The sequence below is a fragment of the Streptomyces sp. NPDC050806 genome, from assembly GCF_055586425.1.
On the sequence record NZ_JBVJIF010000004.1, the window covers coordinates 273,890 to 289,637 of the forward strand.

12 protein-coding genes are annotated in these 15,748 nt (G+C 74.7%); all 12 read left to right on the forward strand.

Annotated features, from left to right (window positions below):
* Window positions 1-27 precede the first annotated feature (27 nt).
* The 12 genes from ACZ6WH_RS14080 (at window position 28) to ACZ6WH_RS14135 (ending at window position 15,748) form a co-directional block, all read left to right on the forward strand.
* Entirely contained in the window at window positions 28-1,083 is a 1,056-nt protein-coding gene (locus ACZ6WH_RS14080) for a glycosyltransferase family 2 protein (protein ID WP_469728355.1), read from the forward strand.
* Complete coding sequence (locus tag ACZ6WH_RS14085; protein ID WP_469728356.1) at window positions 1,080-2,477, forward strand: NAD(P)/FAD-dependent oxidoreductase; 1,398 nt, start codon at window positions 1,080-1,082, stop codon at window positions 2,475-2,477. The genes ACZ6WH_RS14080 and ACZ6WH_RS14085 overlap by 4 nt, the downstream gene beginning before the upstream one ends.
* A complete protein-coding gene (locus ACZ6WH_RS14090; protein WP_469728358.1) occupies window positions 2,470-3,891 on the forward strand; it encodes an aspartate aminotransferase family protein in 1,422 nt (473 codons plus the stop codon). The genes ACZ6WH_RS14085 and ACZ6WH_RS14090 overlap by 8 nt, the downstream gene beginning before the upstream one ends.
* A complete protein-coding gene (locus ACZ6WH_RS14095) occupies window positions 3,888-4,301 on the forward strand; it encodes a hypothetical protein (protein WP_469728359.1) in 414 nt (137 codons plus the stop codon). Before ACZ6WH_RS14090 ends, ACZ6WH_RS14095 begins: the two co-directional genes overlap by 4 nt.
* Window positions 4,298-5,776: a GMC family oxidoreductase N-terminal domain-containing protein gene (locus ACZ6WH_RS14100; protein WP_469728361.1), complete on the forward strand. Its 1,479-nt coding sequence runs from the start codon at window positions 4,298-4,300 to the stop codon at window positions 5,774-5,776. Before ACZ6WH_RS14095 ends, ACZ6WH_RS14100 begins: the two co-directional genes overlap by 4 nt.
* Window positions 5,773-7,386 (forward strand): FAD-dependent oxidoreductase, encoded by a 1,614-nt coding sequence (locus tag ACZ6WH_RS14105; protein WP_469728362.1) that lies wholly within the window; start codon window positions 5,773-5,775, stop codon window positions 7,384-7,386. The genes ACZ6WH_RS14100 and ACZ6WH_RS14105 overlap by 4 nt, the downstream gene beginning before the upstream one ends.
* Window positions 7,383-8,414: an iron-containing redox enzyme family protein gene (locus ACZ6WH_RS14110; protein ID WP_432861609.1), complete on the forward strand. Its 1,032-nt coding sequence runs from the start codon at window positions 7,383-7,385 to the stop codon at window positions 8,412-8,414. The genes ACZ6WH_RS14105 and ACZ6WH_RS14110 overlap by 4 nt, the downstream gene beginning before the upstream one ends.
* 61 nt (window positions 8,415-8,475) lie before the next feature.
* Window positions 8,476-9,492 (forward strand): ROK family protein, encoded by a 1,017-nt coding sequence (locus ACZ6WH_RS14115; protein WP_469728364.1) that lies wholly within the window; start codon window positions 8,476-8,478, stop codon window positions 9,490-9,492.
* 59 nt (window positions 9,493-9,551) lie between these two features.
* Window positions 9,552-10,991, forward strand: a complete 1,440-nt coding sequence (locus ACZ6WH_RS14120; protein WP_469728366.1) for a purine-cytosine permease family protein — start codon at window positions 9,552-9,554, stop codon at window positions 10,989-10,991.
* Window positions 10,988-11,509 (forward strand): pyridoxamine 5'-phosphate oxidase family protein, encoded by a 522-nt coding sequence (locus ACZ6WH_RS14125; protein ID WP_469728368.1) that lies wholly within the window; start codon window positions 10,988-10,990, stop codon window positions 11,507-11,509. The genes ACZ6WH_RS14120 and ACZ6WH_RS14125 overlap by 4 nt, the downstream gene beginning before the upstream one ends.
* A 149-nt stretch (window positions 11,510-11,658) precedes the next feature.
* Window positions 11,659-12,672 (forward strand): LacI family DNA-binding transcriptional regulator, encoded by a 1,014-nt coding sequence (locus tag ACZ6WH_RS14130; protein WP_469728369.1) that lies wholly within the window; start codon window positions 11,659-11,661, stop codon window positions 12,670-12,672.
* Window positions 12,673-12,760: 88 nt separating this feature from the next.
* The gene (locus ACZ6WH_RS14135) at window positions 12,761-15,748 is read left to right on the forward strand and encodes a glycoside hydrolase family 3 protein (protein ID WP_469728370.1); all 2,988 of its coding nucleotides are present in this window, start codon (window positions 12,761-12,763) and stop codon (window positions 15,746-15,748) included.

Consider the following 15,748-nt stretch of genomic DNA (forward strand, 5'->3'; position numbering starts at 1 on the left):
CGCCCCGCTCGAAGGGGAGGAGACGACATGCCCTCGATCCCGTTCCCGGCGGCACCCGGGTACCCGCGCCCCGCCGGCGCGACCGGCGCCGCCGGCACGGCCCCCGGACGGCCGCCGCTGATCAGCGTGGTGGTGCCGTGCTTCGACGAGGAGGCGGTGCTGGAGCGCACCCACCGCCGGCTCACCACCGCGCTGCTCGGCCTCCCGGACTGCGCGCACGAGGTGGTCTACGTCGACGACGGCAGCCGGGACGGCACCTGGCGCACGCTCGCCTCCCTCGCCGGCGGCGACCCCGCGGTCCGGCTCGTCCGGCTGACCCGGAACTTCGGCCACCAGCAGGCGATACTCGCCGGGCTGCGGACGGCCGCCGGGGACGCGGTGATCACCATGGACGCCGACCTGCAGGACCCGCCCGAACTGATCCCCGAGCTGGTCGCACGGTGGCGCGCCGGCTGGTCGGTGGTGTCGGCCCGGCGGACCTCGCGCGCCGGGGAGAGCCCCTTCAAGCGGGTCACCGCGCATGTCTACTACCGGCTGCTGGCCGCGCTGGCGGACCAGCCGGTGGCGCTGGACACCGGCGACTTCCGGCTGCTGGACCGGGCCGTCGTCCAGCTGCTCACCGAACTGCCCGAGGGCGAACCGTACTTGCGCGGATCGGTGTGCTGGGCGGGCTTCCCGGAGACCAGCGTGGGGTACGAACGGCTGCCGCGCCCGGCCGGCCGCTCGAAGTACTCACTGCGGAAAATGGCCGACCTCTCCCGCCGCGGGCTGGTGTCCTGCTCCCCCGCGCCCGCCCGGATGCCGGCCGTGGTGGGCCTGACCTGGCTGGGCGGCGCGGCCATGACCGCGGCTGTGCGCCGCCACCGGCTGCCGCTGGCGGCCTGGACGTTCGGCTGCGAGGCGGTGCTGCTGGGGCTGCTCGGCGAGTACCTGCGGCTGGTCCACCGCGAGCTGCGCGGCCGCCCGCCGTACGTCCTCCTGGAACGGCACCCGCCGCAGTCCGACGGTCCGGCGGAGGCGGTGGAGCCGGGCGCCGAGGCCGTACTGCCGCTGCCGGTGGCCGGTACCCGGGCGGCACGATGAGCGCCGCTGACGGGCGCGAGTGGGACGTCGTCGTGGTGGGCGCCGGGTTCACCGGGCTGGCGGCGGCGCACGAGCTGGGCCGGGCAGGACTGCGCTGCCTGGTCCTGGAGGCGGACGACCGGGTGGGCGGCCTCGCGGGCACCTTCCCGGTCGGCGGGCGGCAGCTGGAGCGCTTCTACCACCACTGGTTCGCCTCCGACACGGACATCTTCCGGCTCTGCGCCGAGCTGGGCCGCGGCGACCTCGTCGAGCGGCACCCGGGCCGTACCGGCTTCTACCACGCCGGCGCCGTGCACCGGCTGTCCACGCCGCTGGACGTGGCGCGGTTCGCGCCGCTGCCGGTCGCCGACCGGTTCCGGCTCGGCCGGTCGGTGCTGCGGGCCGGGCGGGTACGGCACTGGCGGGAGCTGGAGGCGCTGACGGCCGAGGAGTGGCTGGTGGGGCTGGCCGGGCGCCGGGTCTACGACCGGGTCTGGCGGCCGCTGCTGGAGGGCAAGTTCGGGGAGTACGCGCCGGAGGTCGGCGCCACCTGGATGTGGACCAAGCTGCGTCTGCGCGGCGGCAGCCGCAGCCGCGCCGGACGCGAGGTGCTCTACTACCTGCGCGGCGGCTGCGGCGCACTGCTGACCGCGTGGCTGCCGGAGCTGGCCCGGCTGGGGGTGCGCATCCGTACGTCCTGCCCGGTCACGGACGTACTGGTCGGGCCCCGGGGGGTGACCGGCGTACGGGCCGGCGGCACCCTGCACGCCGCCCGGCGGGTGCTGGTGACCACCGCGCCGGGCCCCGCCGCCGGCTTCCTCGCGGGGCAGGCGGCGGCCCATCCGGCCGTGCCGGGCCTGCGGCGGCAGCTCGCGGCGGTCCCGTACCTCGCCAACATCTGCCTGGTACTGGAGAACGACCGGCCGCTGTCGGACACCTACTGGCTCAACGTCACCGACCCCGGCTTCCCCTATGTCGGCGTCATCGAGCACACCAACCTCGACCCGGCACGGCACTACGGGGGACGGCACGTGGTCTACCTGTCGAAGTACCTGCCGGCCACCGCCGGGCTGTACCGGATGCCGGACGACCAGGTCTACCGCTACAGCCTGCTCCATCTGCGCCGGATGTTCCCCGCGTTCCGGGAGGAGTGGGTGCGCCGGTACCACGTGTGGCGCGCCGAGCACGCCCAGCCGGTGATCACCCGGCACTACTCGCGGACCGTCCCCGCCACCGAATCCCCCGTACCGGGCCTCTACCTGGCCGGCATGGCCCAGGTGTTCCCCGAGGACCGGGGCACCAACTACGCCCTCCGGGGCGGGCAGCGGGCCGGCCGGCTGATCGCCGACCGCGTCCGGGCGGCGGCCCGGCCCGCGCACCCCGCCCTGGCCACCACGGGAGCGGCAGATGACTGACCTCTTCACCGCCGAGGACTGCCTGTACATGACGCCACGTCAGGTGCACGGTCTGTACCGCCGTTACGTCAGCCGCAGCCAGGTGTCGCTGCTCGGCTCCTTCGGCTTCGGGCACGATCTGGCCGAGCGCGCCGAGGGATGCTGGATCACCCTGCGCGACGGGCGGCGGATCCTGGACTTCACCGGCGGCATCGGCGTCCTCAACCACGGCCACAACCACCCGCGGATCCTCGCGGCCCGCCGCCGCTTCGCCGAACGCCAGGCCATGGAGGTGCACAAGAACTTCCTCTCGCCCTACGTCGCCGCGCTCGCCCACAACCTCGCGCAGCTGCTGCCCGGCGACCTGAACATCGGCTACTTCCCGAACTCCGGCGCCGAGGCCGTCGAGGGCGCGCTGAAGCTGGCGTACAAGTACCACCGCGGCCGCCGCGGCACCGTGCTGCACAGCGACATCGCCTTCCACGGCAAGCTGCTCGGCGCGGGCAGCCTCACCGCCTCGCCCGAGGTGACGTTCCCCTACCCCGGCCTGCCGGGCACCGACGCCTTCGCCTACGACGACCTGGGCTCCTTCGTCCTCGCGCTGGAGCGGCACACCACCGGGGACGGCGGCAGCGACGTGTACGCGGTGGTGCTGGAGCCGTTCAGCGCCTCCGGGCTGCGCGAGTGCTCCGGGGAGTTCCTGCGCGAGGTGCGGCGGCTGTGCACCGAGCGGGACATCGTGCTCGTCCTCGACGAGGTGTACACCGGCTGGGGCAGGACGGGGACGCTGTTCCACTTCATGCGCCACCCGGGGCTCGTCCCCGACGTGCTCACCACGTCCAAGTCCTTCGGCGGGGGCAAGGCGTCGGTCTCCGGCTACGTCGCGCGCGAGCCGCTGTTCCGGGCCGCGTACGACAACCTCACCGACGCCACCCTGCACAGCACCACCTACTACGGCTTCGGGGAGGAGACCGTCACGGCCCTGGAGGCGGTGGCCATCGCGGTCGAGGACGACTATCCGGGGCGCGCGGTGCGGATCGGCGAGCGGCTGGCCGCAGGGCTGGCCGGGATCGCGGCCCGCCACCCGGACCTGGTCGCGGGCACGGCCGGGCGGGGCGCGCTGCACGGTGTGTTCCTGCGGGCCGGCCATCCGGCGCTGGACCGGGTGCTGCGGCTGCTGCCCGGCTCGTTCGCGCGGGACCCGCGGCTGCGGCTGAAGCTGGTCACCGCTGCCGTGATCGCCGCGCTGTACCGGGACCACGACGTGCTGACGTTCTACGGCTCCAACCACGGTCTGCCGCTGATCGTCTCGCCGCCACTGGTGGCCGGGGACAAGGAGGTCGAGGTGTTCCTGGCGGCGCTGGACGCCGTGCTGGAGCAGGGCGCGCCGCGCCTGCTGGCGGCGTTCGCCAGGGACCGGGCGGTCCGGCGGTGAGGCCCGACTCGCCGGAGCGGGCGCTGACGGCCGCCGGGCTGCCGGCCCTGTGGGCCGCGCGCCACCCGGTACTGCGGGACCCCGAGGTCCTCGCGCGCGCCACCGCCCATGTGGCGGGCAGCCTGCGGGCCCAGCCGCGTCCGTACCGGATCGCGGTCCGGCTCGCGCTGCGCCTCCTGCCGCTCGCGTTCCTGCTGATCGCCGGGGTGCGCATGGCGCGGTGCCGGCCCGCGGCGCTGGCGTACGGCGGCCAACGGCTCGCGCGGCTGCCGGGGTTCGCGCTGCTGCTGCGCTCGGCCGAGACGCTGGCGCTGTACGGCGGGCTGGACGGCGGCCCGGACCGGGTGGCCGCCGGCGCGGCCCCGCGGCCGTCAGCGCCGCCCTCCGTCCCGACGGAGGCCCCGACATGAGCGGGCGCACACCCCGCACCGTCGAGTGCGACGCGCTGGTCATCGGCTCCGGCGCCGGCGGGGCCGTCGCCGCCCTGGAGCTGGCCCGGGCGGGCCGCCGACCCGTCGTCCTGGAGGAGGGCCCGCGGGTGTCCACCGCCGAACTGGCCGCCGCGACACCGGCCGAGAACCTGCGGCGGCTGTACCGCAACGCCGGGCTCACCCCCGTCTTCGGCAGCCCCGTGATCCCGTACGGCGAGGGCCGCTGCGTGGGCGGCACCACCGTGGTCAACGGCGGCCTGCTGTGGGAGCCGCCGGCCGGGCTGCTGGAGCGGTGGGCGGACGGCCTCGGCACCGACGGATACCGGCTCCGCCACCTCGCCGGCCACCTGAGCGAGATCTCCCGGCGGCTGGAGGTGGCCCCGCAGCGGCACGGCGCGGGCAACGAGGACTCCCGGCTGCTGGCCGCGGCCGCCGAGGGACTGGGCTGGCGATGGACGTCGGCCCGGCGCGCGGCACCGGGCTGCGCGCACCGCAACCGCTGCCCCACCGGCTGCCCGTCCGGCGCCAAGCGGACCATGGCGACGACCTATCTGCCGGAGGCCGAGCGGTACGGCGCACGCATCGAACCGGGCGTACGCGTCGTACGGCTGGACCACGACGGCGGCACGGTGCGCGCCGTACGAGCGGTGGGGCCCGACGGCGCGCCGGTACGGTACCGGCCGCGTACGGTCTTCCTCGCCGCCGGGGCCGTCGGCAGCGCCGCGCTCCTCCAGCGCAGCGGCATCCACCGCCGGACGGCGGGCCGCTCCACGGCCTTCCACGTGAACCTGCGGCTGCCGGCCCGCTTCGGCTCCGCGCTGCACGCCGAGCGGGGCACCATCTTCACCGCCCAGGTGGGCGAGTTCGGCGGGCTGGGCGTCCACGTCATGGCCGCCAACCTCACGCCCGGCGCGCTGGCGGCGGCGCTCGCGCGCCAGGGCCCGGCGGTGGTCGACACGATGCTGGCCGACCACGCGCGGACGGCGGTCTTCACCGTGCAGGTGCGGATGACGGGCCGGATCCACGTCGGCCGACTGCCCGGCGCGGGCACCGTGCTGCGCCACCGGCTCGCGCCGCACGACGTGGACCTGCTGCGGTTCGCGCTGGTGCGGGCCGCGCGGCTGCTGTTCCGGGCCGGTGCGGTGGAGCTTTACCCGCCGGCGCCCGGGGTGCTGGTCTCGGCGCGGTCGGCGGAGGAGTTCGCACGCGGCACCGACCCGCGCACCTGGGACCTGGTCTGCGTGCACGCCATGGCGTCCTGTCCGATGGCGCCGGCCGAGCGCGGCGGGGTGTGCGGCCCGGACGGCCGCCCGTACGGCTTCCGCAATCTGCGGGTGTGCGACGCCGCGGTGCTGCCGGGCCCGACCGGTGTCAGCCCGCAGGGCACGATCATGGCCTTCGCGCACGAGATCGCCGCCCGGTACCTCACGGCTCCGCCAAGGAGGCAGCGATGAACCCCACGCACCCGCCGGAGCTGCCGGGACTGCTGCGTCCCACCGGGCCCGAAGTGGACTGCGACATCGCGGTCATCGGGGCCGGCATGGGCGGGGCGACCCTGGCGTACGCGCTGCGCGACTCCGGCGCCCACGTCCTCGTCGTCGAGCGCGGTGACTTCCTGCCCCGGGAGGCGGCCAACTGGTCGCCGCACGCGGTCTTCACCGAGCGGCGCTACCGCAACGCCGAGCGCTGGTACGACGCCGACACCGGGCGGCGCTTCCAGCCGAACGTCCACTACTGCGTCGGCGGCAACACCAAGGTCTTCGGCGCCACACTGCCGCGTTTCCGGGAGGCCGACTTCGGGCCGGTGGAACACGCCGAGGGCATCTCGCCCGGCTGGCCCTTCTCGTACGCCGAGCTGGAGCCGTACTACGCGGCGGCCGAGCGGCTCTACCGGGTGCACGGCACGTCCGGCCAGGACCCCACCGAGCCCTGGCGGTCCGGCGGCTTCCCGTACCCGGCGGTGCCGCACGAACCGGCCGTCGCCGCGCTGGCCGACGCGCTGCGCGCCCAGGGCCTGGCCCCCTTCGACCTGCCCACCGGCATCGATCTGCGGCCGGGCGGGGCCTGCGTGCGCTGCGCCACCTGCGACGGCTTCCCGTGCCTGCTGGACGCCAAGAGCGACGCGGACGTGTGCGCGCTGCGGCCCGCGCTGGCCTCGGGCAACGTGTCCCTGCTGACCCGGACGACCGTGACCGGGCTGCTGACCGACCCGCCGGGGCGGCGGGTGACCGTCGTCGCGGCGCGCCGCGACGGCACGGAGCTGCGCATCCGCGCGGACCGGTACGTGCTGGCCTGCGGCGCGGTGAACACCGCCGCGCTGCTGCTGCGTTCGCGGACCGGGCGGCCCGAGGGGCTGGCGAACTCCTCGGGACAGGTCGGCCGCCGCTACATGGCGCACCACAGCACCTTCCTCGTCGCCGCCGATCCCCGCCGCACCGGCCGGACCGTCTTCCAGAAGACCCTGGGGCTGAACGACTGGTACCTGGCGAACGGCGCACGCGGCCCGCTGGGCAACGTCCAGACCCTCGGCAAGCTCCAGGCCGCCACCGCCCGCGGGCTCCATCCCCGGCTGCCGGGCCCGGCGCTGGAGTTCCTCACCCGGCACAGCGTCGACCTCTACCTGACCAGCGAGGACCTGCCGGACCCCGGCAACCGCGTCACGGTCGGGCCGAGCGGTGCCATCCGGATCGCCCGGCGCCCGGCGAACCTCGCTCCCCACCGCGAGCTGGTGCGCAGGACCGCCCGGATGATGCGGCGCGCCGGGTACCCGCTGGTGTCGGCCCGGCGCATGGGCATCGACGTCACCTCGCACCAGTGCGGCACGGCGGCCGCCGGTACCGACCCGGCCACCAGCGTCGTCGACCCGGGGTGCAAGGCGCACGACCTGGACAACCTGTGGATCGCCGACAGCTCCTGGTTCCCGTCGTCGGCGGCCGTCAACCCCGGCCTGACCATCGCCGCCAACGCGCTGCGCGTCGCGGACGGGCTGCTCCCCCGCAGGCCGGGCAGCGCCCGGGCCCGCGCGGACGGCCCGGCCGGCACCGTGCAGGGAGGACCCCGATGAGCACCGCACCGCTGCAGGACATGTACTGGCCGCCCGTACGGCCGTTCCAGGGACTCGCCCCCGAGCTGGCCCGCTTCCTGTCCGCACCGTCCGACGCGCAGGCGGAGGTGCTGGCCCGGCTCCGCGGCGACCCCGAGGCGCACGGCCGGTTCCTGCACGAACACCTGGCCACGCTGTGCTCCCGGTCCCTCGGCTACCGCGACGGGCCGGCCACCCTGACCCGCGACGACGACCTGGAGATCGCCCTGTTCGCGGCGCGGACCCGGCTGGAACGCGAGCTGATCGACCGCTGGGCCAGGCCGGCGCCGGTGCCCGAACCGGACGGCCAGGAGGAGGCCGCCGACTACCTGGACGAGCTGGCCGCCGACAACAGCGGCGTCTCCCACCCGCTCTTCGACTATCTCGCCACGGAGGCCGGCCGCCCGCAGATCGAGTACTTCGTCCGCTGCGAACTGATCCGCAACGAGGTCGTCGACGACGAGGTCGCGCTGCTGGTGGTCGGCCTCCAGGGCCGGCAGAAGGCGGTCGCCGCCGCCAACCTGTGGGACGAGTGCGGCCGCGGCCGGCTGGAGAACTTCCACACCTACTGGCTGCGCCGCCAGCTCGGCTCGGCCGCCGGCTGGGAGGAGCTGGCCCGGTACCGCAGCGCGCACCCCTGGTTCGCGAAGATCACCTCCAATCTGTTCACGGCGCTGCTCACCCGCCCGTCCCGCACCCAGGCCGCGTACGGCTGCTTCTTCGTCTTCGAGAGCTGGGTCGAGCCGCACTTCCGGCAGCTGCTGGCGGGCATGGACCGGGTGGGCCTGCACGAGGAGGACACCCGCCTCTACTTCACCGCGCACACCCGTATCGACCCCCGCCACAGCCAGGAGCTCTCCGAGGGGCTGCGCGCCCAGCGGCCCCGGCTGACGCCCGCCGAGATCTGCCAGGTGCTGCGCGGCGCCCACCTGGCCGTCGACGCGGGGACCCGGCAGTACGACCATCTGCTCCGGCATCTCGTACGGTGGCGCGGCCCGCAGGCGGGGTAAGGGACCGAAAGGCACCCGTCCCGTTAAATGGTGACGTGCTGTCACTTGATCAGGAGGCGCCGTGAACCGTACCGAGGAGCAGGCGCCGGCGGCGGACGCCGACCGGGTGCTCGGACTGGACGTCGGCGGCACGGTCATCAAGTCCGCGCTGGTCGCCCCGGACGGCACCGCCACCGGCGAGCGCCGTTCCGCCACCCGCCCGGCCGACGGCCCGGACGCCGTGCTCGCGGCCGTACTGGACCACGCCGAGCAGGCCGTGGCCGAGGCCCGGGCCGGCGGCCGCGCGGTGCGCGCTGCGGGCATCGCCTCCTGCGGGCTGGTGGACGAGGACGCCGGCACGGTGGTGTTCTCCTCGGTCGTCAAGTGGCGGGACGTCCCGCTGCGGCGGCTGGTCGCCGAGCGCCTCGGGCTGCCCGTCGCGCTCGGCCACGACGTGCGCTCCGGCGGCATCGCCGAGGCCCGGCTCGGCGCGGGCCGGGGCCACCCCGTCGTGCTCTTCGTCCCGGTCGGCACCGGCGTCGGCGGCGCCGTGCTGCTCGACGGCCTGCCGTTCGCCGGCAGCCACTGGCGCTCGGCGGAGCTGGGCCATCTGGTCCTGCGGCCCGGCGGCGAGCCGTGCGGATGCGGGCAGCGCGGCTGCCTGGACACGCTCGCGGGCGGCGGCGCCATCGCCCGGCGGTACGCCGCCGCGCGCGGGGCGGCGAACGGCGACGCGGCGCCCACGGTGAGCGCGGCCGAGGTGGCGCGCCGGGCGGCGGCCGGCGACGCGGCCGCAGCCCGGGTCTGGGACGAGGCGGCGGACGCGATGGCCGAGGGGCTGCTGGCGGCGGTGACGCTCTTCGACCCCGGCGTGCTGGTCCTGGGCGGCGGCGTCAGCCAGGCGGGCGATCAGCTGCTGGTGCCGTTGCGGCGGCACCTGGAACGCCGGGTGGCCTTCCAGGTCCTGCCCGACATCGTGCGCGCCGAGCTCGGGGAACGCGCGGGCCGCATCGGCGCCGGCCTGCTCGCCTGGGACCTGCTGCGGGCCACGCGTACCACCGCCGCGGGTCCCGTCGCGCCCGCCGGCTCCCTGCCCTGAGCCGGGCCGGGCCCGGCCCGGCCGGCGTCCGGCACCGGCGTCCGCACCGAGAGGTCTCCATGTTGCGCCAACGCCCCACCTCCCCGGCCCGGTTCATCGAGGGCCGCACCATCGACGCGGTACCGGAGGACGAGCGGCACGGCCGGCCGCGCGACCTCTTCGCCCTCTGGTTCGCCGCGAACATCAGCCCCCTCACCCTCGTCTCCGGCACCCTCGCGCCGGTCGTCTTCGGTCTCGGCCTGTGGCCCGGCATCGCCGCCGTCCTGCTGGGGAACCTCGCCGGCGGCTTCCTCATGGCACTGCACGCCGCCCAGGGACCGAGACTCGGCGTACCCCAACTGATCCAGAGTCGCGGCCAGTTCGGCAGCCACGGTGCGCTGCTGGTCACCGTGCTGGTCGTCTTCATGTACGCGGGCTGGTTCGCCTCCAACCTCGTCATCGCCGGGCAGGCCCTCCATCAGGTGGTGCCCGCGCTGTCCGTCCCCGCCTGGCTGGTGGTGTGCGCCACCGCCGGGCTGGTCGTCGCCACGGTCGGCCACGACCTCATCCACCGGGTCGGCCGCTGGGCGACGGTGCTCGCCCTGCTCCTGCTCGCGCTCAGCGCCGTACGCGTCCTGACCGCACCGGACGTGCTCCAACGGGCCGCCGGGAACAACGACTTCTCCCTCACCGGTTTCGTGGGCATGGCCGCGACCGGCGTCCTCCTCCAGATCGCCTACGCGCCGTACGTCTCGGACTACACCCGCTACATGCCGTCCGACACGGCCGGGCGCCGCGCCACACTGTGGTGCACCTACTGGGGCTGCGTGCTGGGCAGCGCGCTGCCGATGCTGCTCGGCGTGGTCATGGGCCTGGCCGTCGCGGACGACACGATCAGCGGTCTGGCGGCGGTCCTCGGCGGCACGCTGTCCGCCGTCGTGCTCTTCGGCTTCGCCGCCGTCGTGGTGCACATCAACTCGATGAACCTCTACGGCACGGCGCTCTGCCTGGTGACCGCGGTCCAGACGTTCCGGCACCGCTGGCTGCCCGGCCGCGCCGCCCGCGCCCTCCTGGTCGCCGCCCCGCTGGCCGCCGGCCTGACCATGGCGCTGGCCTTTCAGGACTCCTTCCTGGCCTCCTACACCGACTTCCTCTCGGTCCTCCAGTACGTCCTGATCCCGTGGACCGCGATCAACCTCGTCGACTTCTACCTGGTCCGGCGCGGCACGTACGACGTGGCTTCCTTCTTCGCCCCGGCGGGCGGGGTCTACGGCCGCTTCCGCACCCCCGCCCTCCTGGTCTACGCCGCCAGCTTCGCCCTCCAGGTCCCCTTCATGCACACCTCCGCCTACACCGGCCCGGTCGCCCACGCCCTGGGCGGCACCGACCTGGCCTGGGCCGTCGGCCTGACCTCGGCGGCCGCCGGGTACTGGGCGGCGGCGCGGCTCGGCGCGCGCCGCCGGCCGGACGGGGCGCCGGCCGCACCGGCCGTCACCGCAGATCCGAGGAGCACACCATGACTTGCGTGCACGACGACCTCTGCCGTACCGCCGCCCGGCTCCTGCGCGCCAACCGCTACCTCACCCTGGGCACCGCCTCCCCCGACGGCGTGCCGTGGGCCGTGCCCGTCACCTACGCCTGGGACGACGCCGACCGCTTCTACTGGTACTCGGCGTCCGACGCCGTGCACTCACGCAACATCACGGCGAACGCCGCCGTCTCGCTGCTGGTCTACGACTCGCGTGCCGCTGACGCCGACGGCCAGGCCCTGTACGCGGCGGCCACGGCGGAAACCGTCCCGGAAGCGGACCTCCCCGCGGCCCTGGCCACCTTCTACACCCACCGCTACCCCGACCCGGCACTCCGCGCCCGCAAGGCCCGAAGCGCGGCGGAGTTCCTGAACACGGCACCAAAACGCATGTACCGCGCGACGGCCCACACCTACTCCCTCCTCCACCCCGACGCCCACCCGGCCCACGGCCCGTCTGTCCCGTACCGCGTGACCGTGCCGTTCCGTACGGCGTCGGCGGCGCCCTGAGCGGGTGAAAACGCCTCGGGAAACCCGGCGTTCACACCATTGACACTCCCCCACCCCCTCCCTACTGTTCCCCGGCGAATCGCTTCGACGTCCATTGTCGAAACGGTTCGACACGCCGGTCCGGGGGACGCGGCAGCGAGGGGAGCGGGATGGTCAAGATCACGGATGTGGCGCGGCGCGCCGGTGTGTCGCCGAGCACGGTGTCGTACGTGCTCAGCGGGAAGCGGTCCATCTCGGCCGCCACCCAGCGCCGTGTCGAGGAGAGCATCCGCGAGCTCGGGTACCGCCCGCACGCCGGGGCGCGGGCGCTGGCCAGCAGCCGGTCCAATGTGGTGGCGCTGGTGATGCCGCTGCGCAGTGGCATCCATGTGCCCGTGCAGATGCAGTTCGCGGCGTCCGTGGTCACCACGGCCCGCGCGCACGACCACGACGTGCTGCTGCTGACCCAGGAGGAGGGTGAGGACGGGCTGCGCCGGGTGGCGGACAGTGCGCTGGTGGACGCGCTGGTGGTGATGGACGTCCAGCTGCACGACGCCCGGGTGCCACTGCTCCGCTCCCTGGGCCTGCCGTCGGTCCTCATCGGGTTTCCCGCCGAGGCCGACGGACTGACCTGTATCGACCTGGACTTCACCGCGACCGGCGAGGAGTGCGTCGCGCACCTGGCGCGGCTCGGGCACCGCAGTGTCGCGCTGCTGGGCTCGCCGCCGGAGGTGTACGTGCGCGGCACCGGCTTCGCGCGGCGGACGGCGGCGGGCTTCACGGCCGCGGCACACCGGTACGGCATGTCCTCGGCCGTGCTGCCGTGCGCGCCCGGAGCGCAGGCCGCGCGCGAGACCGTCGACCGGCTGCTGCGCGAACACCCGGATCTGACGGGGGTCGTCGTGCACAACGAGCCGGCGCTCGGCCCGCTGCTGGAGGCGTTCCGGGGTGCCGGGCTGCGTGTGCCGGAGGACCTGTCGGTGATCGCGCTGTGTCCGGACGAGTTCGCCGAAGGGGCCGCGGTGCCGCTGACCTCCGTCGCCATTCCCGCCGCCGAGGTGGGTGAACGCTCCGTCGAGCTGCTGATGGCCAAGCTCGACGGCCGGGAGGTGCCTGCTGCGACCTTGCTGCCGCCGCGGCTGACCGAACGGGCGAGCACCGCACCTCGTACGAGCACTGCCTGACGGCGGCCGGCCTCGGCCGGTCTCCGATTCCGCTCCGCACCGGCACCACGCACCGTTCATCGAAGCGCTTCGACTCGAAGGAGTCCAGGTGAAGCCCCAGGGTCTTTCCCGACGTGACGTGCTCGCCCTCGGCCTGGCGGCCGCTCCCCTGGCCGCCGGCCTGGAGCTGGCCGGAGCCGGTCCCGCGGCCGCCCGTTCCCGTACCGCCGCGAGCCCCGGTCAGCCGTTCCGGAGTCCGGAGCTCCCCCTTGAGGAACGCGTCGGCGATCTGCTCAGCAGACTGACGACGGACGAGAAGATCTCCCTGCTGCACCAGTACCAGGCAGGGATCCCGCGCCTCGGCATACGGCCGTTCCGCACCGGCACCGAGGCGCTGCACGGGGTCGCCTGGCTCGGCCCGGCCACCGTCTTCCCGCAGGCCGTCGGCCTGGCCTCCACCTGGAACCCCGAGCTGATCGGGCGCGTGGGTGCAGCCGTCGGTGACGAGGCGCGCGGCTTCCAGCACGAGCGGCCCGCGGGGTGGGGGCTGAACCTGTGGGCGCCGGTGGTCAACCTGCTGCGCGATCCGCGCTGGGGCCGCAACGAGGAGGGGTACAGCGAGGACCCGTACCTGACCGGTGTGCTCGCCACCGCCTACGGCAGGGGGCTGCAGGGCGACGACCCGGCCCACCTGAAGACGGCGCCCACGATCAAGCACTACCTGGCCAACAACACCGAGACCCGCCGCACCACCTCCGACTCGGTCCTCCGTCCGCGCGTCCTGAAGGAGTACGACGAGGCGGCCTTCCGCCCGGCCCTCGCCGCCGATGCGGTGACCGGTGTGATGTCCGCGTACAACCTGGTCAACGGCCGTCCCGCCACGGTCGACCCGGACCTGAACGACACCGTGCGCACGTGGGCGGAGAAGGATCTTTTCCATGTCACGGACGCGGACGCGCCCAACAATCTGCTCCCCGGCAACCAGGACTACTACCCCACCCTGGCGGAGGGCGACGCCGCCGCGCTCAAGGCCGGTATCGACAGCTTCACCTCCGACAGCGCGGACCCGGCGAAGACCGTCAAGGCGATACGCACGGCCCTGGCGGAGGGGCTGATCGACGAGTCCGACATCGACACCGCAGCCCGGCATCTGCTCGGCATCCGGTTCCGGCTCGGCGAGTTCGACCCCGACGGCGGCCCGTACGCGAAGATCGGCAGATCGGTCATCGACAGCCCGGCGCACCGTGCGCTGGCCCGCGAGACCGCCCGCGAGGCGGTGGTCCTGCTGCGGAACGACCACGCGACGCTGCCGCTGGACGCCGGGACCGTCAGGAAGGTCGCCGTGGTCGGCCCGCTGGCCGACACCCTCTACACCGACTGGTACTCGGGAACCCTCCCGTACGAGGTCACCCCGCTCCAGGGCGTCTGGGAGCGGCTCGGCTCCGCCGCGACCGTCACCACCAGCGAGGGCGTGGACCGGGTGGCGTTCCGCAACACGGCGACGGGTGCGTATCTCACCGGGGGCGGCGGCGAGAGCGGGGCCGTGCTCAGGGAGGCGGGCGGCAGCGCGGGCGACACCGGGCGGTTCGATGTCTTCGACTGGGGCCAGGGCGTGGTGACGCTGCGCAGCGTGGCCAACGGCAAGTACGTCGGCTACGACGGGACGGCGTTCCGCAACGACCAGACACAGCCCAACGGCTGGTACGTACAGCAGCAGTTCGTCCTGGAGGAGCCGGGCGACGGCACCGGCACCCGGCTGATCCGTTACGCGGGGTACGAGACCGCGGCCGACTGGTTCGGCGACAAGAAGTACCTCGGGGTGGACGGCGACGGCGCCCTGCGGCTGGCCACCCGGGAGGACGCCGCCCGGTACGAGGTGGAGATCGTACGCGGCGGGGTCGCCCACGCGGTCGAGGCGGTGCGCGGCGCCGACGCCGCGGTCGTGGTGGTCGGCAGCATGCCGTGCATCAACGGCCGCGAGGACCACGACCGTACGGACATGGGGCTTGCCGCCGGACAGTCGGCGCTGGTCGAGGCGGTACGCGCGGCCAATCCCCGCACCGTGGTCGTCCTGGAGACCAGCTACCCGGTGACGGCCGGCCGGGAGCCGCGGCGCGTCCCGGCGATCGTGTGGACCACGCACGCGGGCCAGGAGACCGGGCACGCCGTGGCCGACGTGCTGTTCGGCGACCACAATCCGGCCGGACGGCTCACCCAGACCTGGTACCGCTCGGCGGACGACCTGCCGGACATGCTGGACTACGACATCATCGCCTCGGACCGCACCTACCTCTACTTCCGGGGCGAGCCGCTGTACCCCTTCGGGCACGGCCTGTCCTACACCACGTTCCGCTACGGCCGGCCCGAGCTGTCCGCGCGCCGTGTGGACGGTGCCGGCACGGTCACCGTCTCCGTGCGGGTGACCAACACCGGCGAGCGGGACGGCGACGAGGTCGTGCAGCTCTACACCCACCAGCGGACCTCACGCGTCAAGCAGCCGCTGAAGCAGCTCCGCGGCTTCGCCCGCGTCCACCTGAAGGCCGGCCGGAGCACCACCGTACGGCTGCCGCTGCGCGCCGCGGACCTCACCCACTGGGACGTCACCCGCGGCCGCACGGTCGTGGAGAGCAGCGTCCACGACGTGCTGGTGGGCGCGTCGTCGCGGGACATCCGGGGGCGTACGGCGCTCCGCGTCGACGGCGAGACCGTCCCGGCCCGGAACCTGGCCAGGACCACCCGCGCCGCCGACTTCGACGACTACCGGGGCGTCCGGATCGTCGACGAGAGCAGGGCCGGCGGGGACTCGGTCGGCGCTGCCGGGGACGGTGACTGGATCGCCTTCCGCGACGCGGAACTGGGCCGTGGGGCGAGGTTGTTCACCGCTCGCGTCGCGAGGGAGGAGGGTGGCGCCGGGACCGTGCAGGTACGGCTCGGCGCACCGGACGGGCCCGTCGCCGGGACGGCCGAGGTCCCCAGCACCGGCGACCGGTACACGTACGCCACCGTCACCGCCCGGCTGCGCGGCGCCCGCGGCAGGCACGACGTCCACCTGGTCTTCTCGGACGCGATGCGGCTGAGCACGTTCTCGCTGCGCTGA

Bases quoted from the DNA above. Each gene is read 5' to 3' on its own strand.
- ACZ6WH_RS14080 (WP_469728355.1), top strand. From the start codon at position 28: ATGCCCTCGATCCCGTTCCCGGCGGCACCCGGGTACCCGCGCCCCGCC.
- ACZ6WH_RS14085 (WP_469728356.1), top strand. From the start codon at position 1,080: ATGAGCGCCGCTGACGGGCGCGAGTGGGACGTCGTCGTGGTGGGCGCC.
- ACZ6WH_RS14090 (WP_469728358.1), top strand. From the start codon at position 2,470: ATGACTGACCTCTTCACCGCCGAGGACTGCCTGTACATGACGCCACGT.
- ACZ6WH_RS14100 (WP_469728361.1), top strand. From the start codon at position 4,298: ATGAGCGGGCGCACACCCCGCACCGTCGAGTGCGACGCGCTGGTCATC.
- ACZ6WH_RS14105 (WP_469728362.1), top strand. From the start codon at position 5,773: ATGAACCCCACGCACCCGCCGGAGCTGCCGGGACTGCTGCGTCCCACC.
- ACZ6WH_RS14110 (WP_432861609.1), top strand. From the start codon at position 7,383: ATGAGCACCGCACCGCTGCAGGACATGTACTGGCCGCCCGTACGGCCG.
- ACZ6WH_RS14120 (WP_469728366.1), top strand. From the start codon at position 9,552: ATGTTGCGCCAACGCCCCACCTCCCCGGCCCGGTTCATCGAGGGCCGC.
- ACZ6WH_RS14125 (WP_469728368.1), top strand. From the start codon at position 10,988: ATGACTTGCGTGCACGACGACCTCTGCCGTACCGCCGCCCGGCTCCTG.
- ACZ6WH_RS14130 (WP_469728369.1), top strand. From the start codon at position 11,659: ATGGTCAAGATCACGGATGTGGCGCGGCGCGCCGGTGTGTCGCCGAGC.